The organism is Mesorhizobium sp. M0998 (assembly GCF_040318885.1).
GTDB lineage: Bacteria > Pseudomonadota > Alphaproteobacteria > Rhizobiales > Rhizobiaceae > Mesorhizobium.
The window spans coordinates 17,923-31,202 of sequence record NZ_JAMYND010000004.1 but is presented as its reverse complement, the minus strand read 5'-3'; the positions used below and the strand labels follow the sequence as shown (position 1 = coordinate 31,202).

The 13,280-nt window shown below is 63.7% G+C and carries 12 protein-coding genes; 7 read left to right on the top strand and 5 right to left on the bottom strand.

Going from position 1 to position 13,280, the window contains the following annotated elements:
• Positions 1-19 precede the first annotated feature (19 nt).
• Both NKH59_RS04910 and NKH59_RS04905 read right to left on the bottom strand, forming a co-directional pair.
• Complete coding sequence (locus NKH59_RS04910; protein ID WP_353021139.1) at positions 20-784, bottom strand: hypothetical protein; 765 nt, start codon at positions 782-784, stop codon at positions 20-22.
• A 60-nt stretch (positions 785-844) separates the two neighbouring features.
• A complete protein-coding gene (locus tag NKH59_RS04905) occupies positions 845-1,720 on the bottom strand; it encodes a DUF7847 domain-containing protein (protein WP_352501475.1) in 876 nt (291 codons plus the stop codon).
• Between the two features lie 146 nt (positions 1,721-1,866).
• Between NKH59_RS04905 and NKH59_RS04900 the strand changes: the two genes are divergently transcribed.
• From NKH59_RS04900 to NKH59_RS04875, 6 genes are all read left to right on the top strand, one after another.
• Complete coding sequence (locus tag NKH59_RS04900; protein WP_352823411.1) at positions 1,867-2,499, top strand: DUF4129 domain-containing protein; 633 nt, start codon at positions 1,867-1,869, stop codon at positions 2,497-2,499.
• Positions 2,496-3,695: a DUF4350 domain-containing protein gene (locus NKH59_RS04895; protein ID WP_352682106.1), complete on the top strand. Its 1,200-nt coding sequence runs from the start codon at positions 2,496-2,498 to the stop codon at positions 3,693-3,695. The genes NKH59_RS04900 and NKH59_RS04895 overlap by 4 nt, the downstream gene beginning before the upstream one ends.
• Positions 3,682-4,638 (top strand): AAA family ATPase, encoded by a 957-nt coding sequence (locus tag NKH59_RS04890; protein ID WP_352449246.1) that lies wholly within the window; start codon positions 3,682-3,684, stop codon positions 4,636-4,638. Before NKH59_RS04895 ends, NKH59_RS04890 begins: the two co-directional genes overlap by 14 nt.
• Complete coding sequence (locus NKH59_RS04885; RefSeq protein ID WP_352614160.1) at positions 4,635-5,942, top strand: DUF58 domain-containing protein; 1,308 nt, start codon at positions 4,635-4,637, stop codon at positions 5,940-5,942. The genes NKH59_RS04890 and NKH59_RS04885 overlap by 4 nt, the downstream gene beginning before the upstream one ends.
• The gene (locus tag NKH59_RS04880) at positions 5,939-6,970 is read left to right on the top strand and encodes a stage II sporulation protein M (RefSeq protein ID WP_352473664.1); all 1,032 of its coding nucleotides are present in this window, start codon (positions 5,939-5,941) and stop codon (positions 6,968-6,970) included. Before NKH59_RS04885 ends, NKH59_RS04880 begins: the two co-directional genes overlap by 4 nt.
• 64 nt (positions 6,971-7,034) lie before the next feature.
• Positions 7,035-7,823, top strand: a complete 789-nt coding sequence (locus NKH59_RS04875; RefSeq protein WP_352872814.1) for an RDD family protein — start codon at positions 7,035-7,037, stop codon at positions 7,821-7,823.
• Between the two features lie 270 nt (positions 7,824-8,093).
• On the opposite strand, the gene NKH59_RS04870 is transcribed toward NKH59_RS04875, so the two are convergent.
• A complete protein-coding gene (locus NKH59_RS04870) occupies positions 8,094-8,780 on the bottom strand; it encodes a D-lyxose/D-mannose family sugar isomerase (protein WP_352872816.1) in 687 nt (228 codons plus the stop codon).
• Between the two features lie 245 nt (positions 8,781-9,025).
• Between NKH59_RS04870 and NKH59_RS04865 the strand changes: the two genes are divergently transcribed.
• Positions 9,026-10,084, top strand: a complete 1,059-nt coding sequence (locus NKH59_RS04865) for a D-TA family PLP-dependent enzyme (RefSeq protein WP_353021137.1) — start codon at positions 9,026-9,028, stop codon at positions 10,082-10,084.
• Between the two features lie 226 nt (positions 10,085-10,310).
• Here the strand turns inward: NKH59_RS04865 and NKH59_RS04860 are convergent, their stop codons facing one another.
• Together NKH59_RS04860 and NKH59_RS04855 are read right to left on the bottom strand one after the other, a co-directional pair.
• Positions 10,311-11,063 carry a heme ABC transporter permease gene (locus tag NKH59_RS04860; RefSeq protein WP_352490122.1) on the bottom strand — a complete coding sequence of 251 codons (753 nt, stop codon included), beginning with the start codon at positions 11,061-11,063 and terminating at the stop codon, positions 10,311-10,313.
• Positions 11,064-11,510: 447 nt separating this feature from the next.
• Positions 11,511-13,280, bottom strand: coding sequence for a glucan ABC transporter ATP-binding protein/ permease (locus tag NKH59_RS04855; protein WP_352473659.1), 1,770 nt, complete (start codon positions 13,278-13,280; stop codon positions 11,511-11,513).

The window sequence follows — 13,280 nt, the reverse complement described above, 5'->3', positions numbered from 1 at the left end:
GAAAAGCCTCCACCCGTCCTCAGGAGAAGATTTCCGCCAAGTCTTCGACGCTCGTGCCTTCCTTGACCTGGCGCAGCTCGACATAGCTGACGGCGATGGCAACGGAAAACACGACTTGCTCGACCGCGCGCGCCAGAGCGTCCAGGAAGAACACGAGCGGAATGCCTAAGTGGGATAGGACGCGGCCCACCGTGAAATTTGTTGCGACCAAAGCTACGAACAGGGGGAACCAGAGACTGAGCAGAGACCAACGGCTGCCCTTGGAAAGATCGCGGCTGCGGCCCAAACTCGCGAATACCCCCAGTTTTTCCTGAATCAGAACCGGTATCGCTACAACCCAGAGAACCAACAACAAAAATCCCGGAACGACGAGCAGCACGAGGCCGACTGTGAAGCCAATGTTGACAATCAGCGAAATGCCGATTGCCGGCAGCAGGAGTGCCACGGCCGTCCCGATGCAATCACGCATCGACGGCCGCTTGCCGCTCAAATCCTCGATGGCAGCGCGCGTCAAAGCCACCTCCAGCAAGGACATGAGGACAATATAGCCGATCGCGCCAACCACCGTGAGCGCGACCCGTTGAACCGAGAATTCCGGGCCGCCATGCTCGACATTCGTAACGGTATTCCTGAACCAGAGCGCAAATACGAATCTCGGCAGGGCGGAGAAAATCAAGGCAAGCCCTAGGCAAAGAACGGGATTGCGTCCGATGACGGCAAAGCTGTCGTTGAAAACCCTGCCGATGCGAAATTTGTCGGGCTGTTCCAGCGTTATTGACGCCACGATATTACCTATCCAGTCCAGACCGATCCTGACGCGATGAAGGCAGCAAATCCCTTGCCGCTACGAGAAGATTTCCGCCAAGTCTTCGACGCTGGTGCCTTCCTTGATTTGTCTCAGCTCGACATAGCTAACGGCGATGGCAACCGATATTACCGTCGACACGACCGTTGACACAACGGCGCTTCCAATCGCGCCCACAATCAGGCCAACGGTCGAGAGGCTGCCGGTAAGGGCGAAAGCCAATCCAAACACCAAAGCGAATGCCATTTGGAAGGCAATCGCCACCAAGAACAGAATCAGCAAAAGGCCGAATAGTGACCAGCGGCTGCCCTTCGTCAGGGCGCGGCTCCGCGACATCGAGCCAAACACGCCAAGGCGCTCCTGGATCAGCACGGGTACGGAAACCGATATACCAAGCAACCACATGATGCCGGGAACAAGCAGCATCACGAACGCGATGATCGTCCCGAAGATCGGGATAATCAGCCCTGCGACGGCAATCGCAACAACCCCGAGGACCATGACGAAAAAGACCACCAGCCCGATCCCAAGCGTCGGGAATATGCAGCGTAAAGCTATTTGGATGCAGTCACCGATTGCCGGGCGCTTGCCGTTCAAGTCTTCTATCGTCGCCCTCACCAGTGATGATTGAAACAACAAAGCCAGCACAAGATATATCAAGCCAAAAGCCACCGATATTAACGAGTTGCGTAGAATCGCCGAGGGATCGGCAACAGCCAGAGTTTCGGGACTAGCAATATTGATGTTGGCAAAATTGCTGTAATTCCAAAGGTTAAGCACCAGTGCCGGAAGGGCGGAAAAAAGAGCCGCTAGTCCGACCAACAGACCCGGATTGCGGCCGATAACCGCAAAACTGTTGCTGAAAACCCTGCCGATGCGAAACTTGTCCGACCGTTCCAATGTCGTTGAAACCATGATGCGTCCCCCGCTTAATCACCGCATATCGGCTGGTGATCCCCGCATTAAATGTGCCAACATTGGAGGTCGACGTCTAGTCCACTTGCAATTGTCTTGCCGCATTGCCAGTGTCGGCTGGGGAACCACAGGTTGCAGGGGAGAGGGTGGCGTTGGCACAGCCAGGCACAGCGGAAGCCGAACGGCTGACCAATCTGCACAAGCAGCTGATCGCCGATGAGTCGATCCAGTTCGACCTGCCGGCCTATGTGCCGCCGAAGCCGCCCGAGTGGCTGAAGCCGCTGCAGGATTTTTTGTCGTGGCTCGGTCCCTACATGATCTATCTGTTCTGGGGGGCGGTGATATCGGGGGTCGCAATCATCCTGCTTCTGGTCTTCCTTGAGGTGAAAGGCATCGCCTGGCGGCTGCCGTGGCAGCGCGCTCGACCCGAAGTCGAAGACGAAGAAGCCTGGCGCCCCGACGCCGGCGCCGCGCAGATCCTGTTGTCGCAAGCGGATGCGCTGGCTGCACGCGGCGACTATGACGAGGCGGTTCACCTTTTGCTTCGGCGCAGCGTCGCCGATATTGCCGGCCGGCTGCCGGACTTCCTGCGCCCGTCGCTCACCGCGCGCGACATCGCCAATGCCCCTTCCCTGCCGGGAAGGGCGCGCCATGCGTTTACCGAGATCGCCCGCATTGTCGAGGCGGCGCTGTTCGCGCGCCGGCCGGTCGGCGCGGAAGGCTGGCGGCAGGCGCGCGGCGCCTATGAACGTTTCGCCTTCCGGGATGCCTGGACGTGAGTGCACCGGCGGTCGAGGCACAGGAGCCGTTCAATCGAAAGACACTGTTTTGGGGGATTTTCGCCAGCCTCCTTGCGGCAGCCGGTTTCTTCCTGCTGTCCACCTATGCTCCCGATTTCCGGCAACCCGGCAATGGCGGCGCCACGCCGCTGTCGAAAAGCGGCGTCGGCTACGCCGGCCTGGCGGAATGGCTGCGGCTCACCGGCGAAGCGCCCTTGATGGCGCGGACCGAAGACGATCTTGCCAGAGATATACTGCTGATCGTCACCATCTCGCCCGACAGCGATCCCGAGGCGCTTGACCGCATTCTTGAGCTTCGCGATGACCGCGAGACTCTCTTCGTGCTGCCCAAATGGCAGACCTTGCCCCTCCAGCAGCATGAGGGATGGAAGATGAAAATCGAGCGTTTGCCCGACACCGTAGTCAACAATTGGCTCGGCCGGATCGCCAAGGCCAAGCTCGGTGTCGGCAGGAGCACCGTCGAGCAACTCGAGATCCGGGGCCATCTCGTCGCCGCGCCGCAAGACATGCAATGGGTTGCCGACGATCACCCGATCATTGCGGCAGGCAGCGGCAAGGCCGTCCTCGTCGAATTCCAAGACAAACCCTTTTTCATCCTGACCGACCCCGACCTAATCAACAATTCCGCGCTTGGAGATGCCGACAAGGCGGCCGCAGCGCGCGACCTGATCCAATGGCTGCGGCCTGGCAAGGGTCTGGTCATGTTCGACCTGACGCTGCACGGCGGGGCGCGGAAATATGACCTCGCCAAGCTTCTGGTCGAGCCGCCGTTCCTGGCGCTGACACTGACGATCCTGATCGCTGCGGCGCTGGCGTTCCTGCATGGCCTTGGCCGGTTCGGCCCGCCGCGTATCGACCAGCGCGCGATCGCCTTCGGCAAGCGTGCGCTGGTCGATACGACGGCGATGCTCATGCGGCGTGCCGGCCGGCTGGACGAGCTGGGAGGCCGCTATGCGGCCTTGATGCGGGTGCGCGCCGGCGCGCTGCTCGGCGCACCGCAAGGGTTGCAAGGCAAAGCGCTCGACCACTGGCTCGACTCTCGCGATAAGGAGCAAGCCGGCGGCTTCACGACGCGCTCGCAAGCGGCCGGCGAGGCGAAGAATCTGACGCAGATGCAACAGGCAGCAGAACGGCTGCATGACTGGACGGCAAGGAGGCTCGGTGAACGTCGATGATGTGAAGGCCCTGGCGACACGGATCAGGGAAGAAGTGGCCAAGGCGATCACCGGGCAGCACGATACGGTCGACCTGATGCTGACCGCCTTGTTTGCGGGCGGGCATATCCTGCTGGAAGGTCCTCCGGGCACGGCCAAGACCATGACCGCGCGCTGCTTCGCCCAGGCGCTTGGGATCGCCTACGGGCGGATCCAGTTCACGCCGGACCTGATGCCCGGCGATATCGTCGGGTCGAACATCTACAACTTCCAGACCGGGCAGTTCACGCTGACGCGCGGCCCGATCTTCTGCGATCTCCTGCTTGCCGACGAAATCAACCGCACGCCGCCCAAGACGCAGGCCGCACTGCTCGAGGCGATGCAGGAGCATGCGGTCACCTTCGACGGCACCACGCATTCGCTCGGCCGCAATTTCATGGTCGTCGCGACCCAGAATCCGATCGAGCACCAGGGCGTCTATCCGCTGCCGGAGGCGCAGCTCGACCGCTTCCTGTTCAAGCACCGCGTCAGCTATCCCGGCCCCGAGGAAGAACGAGCCATCATCGTCCATCATGGCGGCGGCTCCGCCTCGCACGACATCGCGCAATATGGCATCGAGGCGCAGACGGATCGCGAAACGCTGCAGGAGGCCCTTGAAGTCGTCGGCTCCGTCACCCTTGTCGACGATGTCGTCGGCTACATAGCGGCGCTGGTTCGGGCTACGCGCGAAAATGCCGATCTGGAGGTCGGGGCCAGTCCGCGCGCCGGCGCCATGCTGGCGCGGGCGGCGCGTGCCCGGGCGGCGCTGGACGGACGCGCCTATGTGATCCCCGACGATGTCAAGGCGCTGGCGGTGCCGGCGCTGCGTCATCGCGTCATCCTTTCGCCTGCCGCACAGATCGATGGCCGGCTGGTCGAGCAGATCGTCTCCGACCTGGTCGACCAGACGGAAGCACCACGTTGATCTATCCCAGCGGCCGAGCGGTATGGGCAGCTGCGGCCGGCGCGGTGCCGGCCTTCCTGGTCGCGCTGGCATTGCCGTCGTTCTGGTATCTGGGATTGCTGTGGAGTTGCCTGCTGCTTGCCTTCCTGGCGGTGGATGCCGCGGCCGGACGCGGACGGGCATCGCTGAATGCCAGCATCGATGCGCCGCAGCAGGCCGGTGTCGGCGGCGAGTTCAGCGTGCAAATCACCGCCCGTCACTCGGGGCCGTGCGCCGCGGAGGCTCGCGTCGGCCACGATGCACGTCTGGCGCCGGTGGACGGCAGCGGCGGCGCCTTGCTGCCAATCGCCGGAGGCGGGTCGCTCAACCTCCGCTTCCAGGCGCTGCGGCGCGGCGTCGCCAGCTTCGACCGTCTCTGGGTGCGCTGGCGCGGGCCGTTCGGGCTGGTCTGGAACCAGGTCGTGCTGCCGGTGGAAAGCAAGGTTGCGGTGCTGCCCGACGTCAGCAGCGCCCGCGGCGAGGCGATCACGCTGCTGCAACATGCGGCGCTTGCCGAAGGCCATGCGCAGCGCCGCGCCGGTCAAGGCCGCGAGTTCGACGCGCTCAAGGACTACCAGCCGGGCATGGGCCGGCGGATGATCGACTGGAAGCGCAGCGCCCGCCACGGCAAGCTGTTGGCGCGCGAGTTCCGCATCGAGGAGAACAACAACATCGTGCTGGCCATCGACAGCGGACGCCTGATGTGCGAACCGGTCGACGGGGTGCCGAAGGTGGACCGGGCGGTGACGGCCGCCCTGCTGTCGGCATTCATCGCGCTGAAGGGCGGTGACATGGTCAGCCTGTTCGGCTTCGATGCAAGGCCGCGCGTTTCGAGCGGCGCGGTGCGCGGCCCCGCCAGCTTTGCGATGATCCAGAAACGGGCCGCCGAGATCGACTACTCCAGCGAGGAGACCAATTTCACGCTGGCATTGACGACGCTGGCGGCGCGGCTCGACCGCCGCTCGCTGGTCATCATCTTCACCGATTTCGTCGATCCGATCAGTGCGGAATTGATGCTGCGCACCGTGGGCCGGCTCACCGAACGGCATCTCGTGCTGTTCATGATGATGAAGGACACCGAACTGGAGAGCCTGGCCGACCTGCCACCACGCTCCGGCGAGGATGTTGCCCGCGCGGTCGTTGCCGGAGGGCTCTTGCGCGAAAGGCAGGTCGTCATCGGCCGGCTGCGCCTGCTTGGGGCGCATGTGATCGAAGCCGACCACAACCGGCTCGGTCCGGCGCTGGTCGAGCGCTATCTGCAGTTCAAGCAGGAGGATTTGCTGTGACGGCGCCGGTACGCGGCAATGCGGAGCGCGGCGACGCGGTACGCCAGTCGCTGGCCAGCTTCCGCCGCGAGCGCGAGGCCGACTGGAAGGCATTCGAGGCGCTGCTGGCGCGTGTCGAGAAGCGTGCGCCGCGGACGCTTTCCGAAGAGGAGCTGCTGTCGCTGCCGCTGCTCTATCGATCGGCGCTGTCTTCCCTGTCGGTGGCGCGCGCGACATCGCTCGACAATGCGCTGGTCGGCTATCTCGAAGCGCTGTCGCTGCGCGGTTATTTCTATCTCTACGGCGCGCGCCGCGGGCTGCGGCAGCGCCTCGCCGATTTCTTCCTGCATGACTGGCCCGAAGCCATTCGCGATCTGTGGCGCGAGACATTGGCGTCGGTCGCGCTGATGGTGATCGGCATTGGTGCAGGCGCCTGGCTGGTGGCATCCGACAAGAGCTGGTTCGACGCGATCATCCCGCCCGGCCTCGCAGGAGGCCGCGGCCCCGACACCTCGGCCGAGCTGCTGCGAGGCATGCTTTATGATGGCGACAATGGCTTTCTCTCAGGCTTTGCCGCCTATCTGTTCACGCACAACGTCCAGGTCGCAATCCTGGCCTTCGCCCTTGGCTTCGCCTTCGCGGTGCCGACGGTGCTGCTGATGCTGTACAACGGCTGCATGATCGGGGCGTTGTTCCAAGTCTATTGGTCCAAGGGGCTTGGCATGGAGCTCGGCGGCTGGCTGGCCATCCACGGCACCACCGAATTGTTCGCAATCTCTTTGGCCGGCGCGGCAGGCATGCGCATCGGCACCAGCATCGCCTTTCCCGGCGAATTGACACGCATGGCGGCAGCGGCTCGCGCCGGACGCATCGCCGCGAACGCCATGGTCGGGGTCTCGGTCATGCTGCTGTTTGCCGGGCTGCTCGAGGGCATTGGCAGGCAGACCATCACCAGCGACGTCACGCGCTACGGCATTGGCGGGGGCATGCTGGTGCTGTGGATCGGTTATTTCTACCTGTTCCGGGCGGTGCGGCATGGCGATCGTTAAACGCGCCGCCTTCGCGGCTATACGGCCGCTGATCACGCCCGAAGGCGTCGATCTCCGGATAAAGTTGGCCGACGCCGGCACGCGGGCCTCCGCCTTCCTGCTCGACATCGTGTTCATCGCCGCGGCGGCAATCGTGATCACGATCGTCGCGCTGTTCGGGGTGGGAGGCCTTGGCAGCGAGGGATTTCAGCCGCTCTTCGTCGTCTGGATCATCCTGATCTTCTTTCTGCGCAACGCCTACTTCATCGTCTTCGAAGCGGGCCGGCGCGCGGCTACGCCCGGCAAGCGGATCGTCGGCATCCGGGTCGCGTCGCGCAGCGGAGACGGCCTGTCGATCGACCAGGTCATCGCCCGCAACCTGATGCGCGAGATCGAGGTGTTCCTGCCGCTGTCGATCATCGTTGGACGCAGCGGGACCGACCTCGCCGACACGCTGACGACGGTGTTCGGACTGGTGTGGACGCTGCTGTTTGCCTTGTTCCCGCTGTTCAATCGCGACCGCATGCGGATCGGTGATCTGTTGGCGGGGACCTGGGTGGTAGAGGCGCCGAAGCGCGCCTTGCTTGAAGACCTGTCGGCACGACAGGATCCGGCGGCCGGCGCCTTCCGGTTCAGCCACGCCCAGCTCGATGCCTACGGGATTGCCGAACTCCACAAGCTGGAGGAGGTGCTGCGCCGCGATGACTATTTCGCCCTGCGGACAGTGGCCGAAACGATCGGACGCAAGATCGGCGCGGCACCCCAAGCCCATGACGCACGCGCGTTCCTGACGGCTTACTACGGCGAGCTACGGGCGCATCTCGAACGCAAGCTGCTGCTCGGCAACCGCAGGGCCGACAAGCATGCGCGGTAGCAGTTGCCGAACAGGCGCAGCTAGCGAGAAGCATCGGTGCTGCCCCTCATCCGCCTGCCGGCACCTTCTCCCCGTATAGTGACGGGGAGAAGGGAGATAGACGCAATGTCGACCACTATTCCGCAACGCTGCCAGTTTGCGAAACCATCTGCGATAGCGTCTTTCTCCCCGTCACTATACGGGGAGAAATGCCCGGCAGGGCAATGAGGGGCGGCGCCGACGAACCTGATGAGCCCCTCTCATGAACCCCGGTTCAAATGCCACCCTCCCCTATCCCACCCACTTCTCATAATCGGACACCAGCAGATGCAGCGGTTCCGTGTCCTCGTCGATGTCCGCGAAGCGGCCGATTGGTTCGCGAAAGACGTTGTCGGTGAGATCGTCGTTGACGGTCGAGACCTCGCCGATCAGCACGTCCTTGCCCTCGGCCCAGAAGGCATGCCAGACACCCGGCAGCAAAGTGACGCTCTGGCCTGGGTCGAGCTTCAGCAGTCCACCCGCAGGTAGTCTGTGGATGGTTCCATCGACAGGCACCGATACTTCGGCCTTCGGATCGATGCCGCCATCGCGATCATGCATGAACAGCTCCAGCACCAGTTTGCCGCCGCCGCGGTTGATGATGTCCTCCGCCTTGATGTTGTGGCGGTGCATCGGCGACAGCTGATCCTTGCGGGAGATCATGATCTTTTCGGCATAAAGCATGCCCATGCCCTTCTTCATGTCCTCGTAGCGGCCGTTGCGAACGGTGAACAGGAACAGGCCGAGCTCGTCGAATTTCTCCTGGCCGTAGTCGGTGATGTCCCAGCCAAGCCGCGACGAGAAGATTGCCGACGAATCCTGCCGGCGCGCCTTCATCTCTTCCGGCGACCAGTAGGCGAAGGGCGGCATGATGTAGCCGAACGAGCGGATGAAGGCGTCGGCGTCGCGGATGATATCGTTGATGGCGGAGCGTTTCATGATCGTGGTTCCTTCCCGTCGCTTTGCGAGCGCTAGAACGGTTCATCGTTTGACGGAACGCCGAACCGCTCTATCTTTCTTTGGACGCAATTCCGGACGGAAAACCGTTTCACACTTTTCCTGGGATTGCTCAAACCGCAATAGCCGAACGTCCATCCGGTGTCGATGCAAACTGCTGTCGCTGGCCCCATGACATGCGGTCCGATCAGGGCCATAAGGTCAACCAATTTTCCGATGGTGAGACCATGCGCAGCATAGACGACCTCGATACGCCGGCGATCCTGATCGATGCCGGCCGCGCCGAAGCCAATATCGCGCGGGCGCAGGCCCATGCCGACAGCCATGGGCTGAAGCTCCGGCCGCACATCAAGACCCACAAACTGCCCTACTGGGCAAAGAAGCAGATCGCGGCCGGCGCCGTCGGCATCACCTGCCAGAAGATCGGCGAGGCCGAGGTCATGGCCGACGCCGGACTGACCGACATCTTTCTGCCCTACAATATCCTCGGGCGGGCCAAGCTGGAGCGCCTCAAGGCGCTGCACGGCCGCGTAACCCTGTCGGTGACAACGGACAGCATGGACACGCTGATGGGGCTTGCCGCCACCTTTACCGATCCCGGCCACCGCCTGCCGGTGCTGGTCGAATGCGACACCGCCATGGGCCGCTGCGGTGTGCAGTCGGCCGGCGAGGCAGTCGCGCTGGCGAGCGAGATCAACAAGATCCGGGGGCTCGTCTTCGGCGGCTTGATGACCTACCCGGGGGTCGGCCGCGCCGCCGAGACCGAGGCGCGGCTGGCCGAAGCGCAGCAAGCACTTGCCGCAGCCGGCCTTGCTTGCGAGCGCATCTCCAGCGGCGGCACACCCGATATGTGGCGTTCCGGCGAGCATAGCGTCGTTACCGAATACCGGCCCGGCACCTACATCTATCTCGACCGCTACCAGGTCGCCAAAGGCGTCGGCAGCCTCGACGATTGCGCACTGACGGTGCTGTCGACGGTGGTCAGCCACCCAACGCCGACACGCGCCATCCTCGACGCCGGCAGCAAGGCCCTGTCCAGCGACACACTGGGGCTCGCCGATTTCGGTGAGCTGCTGGGCATTTCAGGCGCAAGGGTGACCAGCCTCAGCGAAGAGCACGGCAACGTCACGCTGTCAGGCGGCGCCGAGCTTCGCATCGGCGAGCGCGTGCGCGTCGTGCCCGACCATTGCTGCGTCGTCACCAACCTGTTCGACGAGGTGCATCTGATCGAAGGCGACAAGGTGCTGGAAACGCTGCCGGTGGCAGCACGCGGGCGGATGGGGTGAGTCCAGCTGGAGCGCGTGCGCTTCAGGTACAAAATCCTTCAAACGCTGGAGGGACAGCACCCCCCCTCTGGCCTGCCGGCCATCTCCCCCTCAAGGGGGGAGATCGGTAGCTTCGCCTCTCTTTCAACATTCGCGATTGGCGAAACGATACGTGACATTCAATCTCCCCCCTTGAGGGGGAGATGTCCGGCAGGACAGAGGGGGGCGCGAAGGAACTCGACGGCGGTCAGTTAGCCTGCCTCGCGGCAACCCGCCGCATCGAAATGACGCGGCGGCGCCAGATCTCGGTGCGCATCGCCGTTAGGTGCAGCGCGAAGAAAAGCACGCTGAAGCCGAGTGCCATCACCAGCAATGGCCACAACAGGCTTGGGTCGATGGTCGGGCCGCCGAGCCGGAACACCGACGCCGGCTGATGCAGCGTGTTCCACCAGTCGACCGAAAATTTGATGATCGGAATGTTGATGAAGCCGACCAGGGTGATGATGGCGGCGGCCCACGCGGCGCGCCCGGCATCGTCGAGCGCGCGGGTCAGCGCGATGATGCCGAGATACATCAGGAACAGGATGAAGACCGAGGTCAACCGCGCGTCCCATACCCACCAGGTGCCCCACATCGGCTTGCCCCAGATCGAACCGGTGATCAGTGCAAGGGCGGTGAAGACGGCGCCGATGGGTGCCGCCGATTTCAGCGCCACGTCGGCCAGCGGATGGCGCCAGACCAGCGTGCCCAGTGCCGAGACCGCCATCAGCGTGTAGCACATCATGGCGAGCCAGGCGAAAGGCACGTGGATATACATGATGCGAACGGTGATGCCTTGCTGGAAGTCCTCGGGCGCCGTGAAGCTCATGTAGAGGCCGACAGCGAGGACGATGGCGGCAACGCTCGCCAGCCACGGCACGACCTTGTCGGCCAGCCCGACGAACCGCGTCGGGTTGGCAAGGTCCATCCAGCCGGAGAGGCGTGAAGTCGTGTCGCTCATGCCGCCTTACATAGACCGCCGGCGGAGTTGCGGCAACCGCAGCGGCGGTACGGCGTCTCCCGTTCTCCCCGTGAACGGCGGGGCAAGTTGTGTGCGTCAAGTTCTGCAAAATGGCGTGGCATTGCGTTGACGTTGGCGTGTCCGCCGCGCAGCCCCCGTGTTTAGCGGAGCGGCGGACACAATCGCATTTGGATTCTTACGAAGATGGACCCCCACCCTAACCCTCCCCACAAGGGGGAGGGAACGCTGCCGCATGCCCTTACTTCCCCTTTTGGCGCCGAAAGGCAGGCAAATTTGCCGAGGTCAGCGCCAACGGAAGTCTCCCTCCCCCTTGTGGGGAGGGGTTAGGGGTGGGGGTACATCGTAGAGCGAAAGCCTCGGCTCTCCACCTGCGATGGCGCTGCCCCCCCTTGTGGTTCCCATAGGGGAGAAGGCAAGCCGCCCTGCTCAAGCGGCTTCGTTCACCGGACGGCTGAGGCGGCGGACCTCCTCGTCGTTGAGCAGGCCGCCGGCGCGCAGCAGGCTGGCGAAGCGACCGTTGCGCAGCGACAGTTCGGTGAACCCGCCCATCTCGACCACCCGGCCCTTGTCCATGAACACGACCAGATCGGCGTCGCGAACGGTGGTCAGGCGGTGGGCGATGATGAAGGTGGTGCGGCCGCGCCGCAATTCGTCGATGGCGTCCTTGACGCGGTCTTCCGTCTCGACGTCGAGCGCGCTGGTCGCCTCGTCGAGAACCAGGATGGGCGCGTCCTTCAGCACGGCGCGGGCGATCGCGATGCGCTGGCGCTCGCCACCGGACAGCTGTCCGCCGCGTTCGCCGACGACCGTGTCGTAGCCCTCGCTCTTTGACAGGATGAAATCCTGCGCGGCGGCGGCATTGGCCGCGGCATGGACCTCGTCATAGCTCGCCTCCGCACGGCCGACGCGGATGTTGTCCTCGATCGAGCGGTTGAGCAGGCCGGCATCCTGGAAGACGGTGGCGATCGAATGGCGCAGCGACTTGCGGGTCACCGTGCGGGTGTCGATGCCGTCGATCAGGATACGGCCGCTGGACGGGGTGAAGACGCGCTGCAGAAGGTTGATGAGCGTCGTCTTGCCGGCGCCCGTCGGGCCGACGATGGCGACGGTCTGGCCGGCCTGGACCTCGAACGACGCGTCGTCGACGCCCTGCCCGGAATTGCCGAACTCGAAGCAGACATTCTCGAAACGCACATGACCGGTGACGTTGACGAGATCGCGCAGCCCATCGGGCTCGGCGGCGTCGGATGCAGAGTCCTCGAGATGATAGAATTCCTCGAGCTTGGCGCGCGCCTCGGAAATCTGGTTGGCGAAGGCCGACATCTGGTCGAGCCGGGCAATCAGCAGCGTGGCAAAGCCGGTAAAGGCGATGACGTCGCCGATGCGCAACTGGCCGTGCGTCACCAGATAGGCGCCGATCAAGAGCACCACCATCATCGAAATCGTCGACGACAGGCGGTGCAGCGCGTTGGCCATCGCCCACCAGTCGAGCACCGGATTCTGTGCGTCGAGCAGGTTCTTGACGTAGCACTTCAGCGCCTCGGTCTCATGGCCGATGCGGTTGTAGCTCTGCAGGACGGCGACGTTGCTGACCGAGTCGGTCACATGCGCAAATACCTTGTGGTAGTGCCGCTCCACGGCCGCCTGGCCTTCCTTGGTGCGCCGCATCACCAGCCGTCCGATGCCGACATAGAGCGCGCCAAGCGCCAGCAGCACCATCGACATGCGGATATCCATGCTGAGCGCGGTGGGCACCAGCAGGACCAACGCAACCGCGGTCGACAGATGCTGCCGCATGAATTCCAGCCAGAGGCTGAACAAGGTCTCGACCGCGCGCAGGAGCGTGTGCAGGGAATTGGAGGTGCCGCGCTGATGATGCCAGGCAAGCGGCATGGTGATCACGCGCTCGAACGACTGGCAAAGAACCTCGCTGCGCCGCTGGTGGGCAAAGCGGTCGGCGCCGCGCGCCACCAGCACGAAGGCGATGATGTTGAACGCGCCGAGACCGGCCCACATTGCGAGCGTCGCGAATACCGAGCCGCGGTCCGAAATGGCATCGATCACCCGGCCGAACATGATCGGCTCGAGAATGGCGATAATGGCAAGCGCGACATTCGCCCCACAGATAAACGCAACGCGTTTCCTGTCGGCAGCGAGATAACCAAGGGCTCGCCAGTAGATTTGCAGAAGTGACAC

Excerpts from the sequence above, each read along its gene's own strand:
- NKH59_RS04905 (WP_352501475.1), bottom strand. The coding sequence starts at position 1,720 with ATGGTTTCAACGACATTGGAACGGTCGGACAAGTTTCGCATCGGCAGG.
- NKH59_RS04870 (WP_352872816.1), bottom strand. The coding sequence starts at position 8,780 with ATGAAACGCTCCGCCATCAACGATATCATCCGCGACGCCGACGCCTTC.
- NKH59_RS04865 (WP_353021137.1), top strand. The coding sequence starts at position 9,026 with ATGCGCAGCATAGACGACCTCGATACGCCGGCGATCCTGATCGATGCC.
- NKH59_RS04860 (WP_352490122.1), bottom strand. The coding sequence starts at position 11,063 with ATGAGCGACACGACTTCACGCCTCTCCGGCTGGATGGACCTTGCCAAC.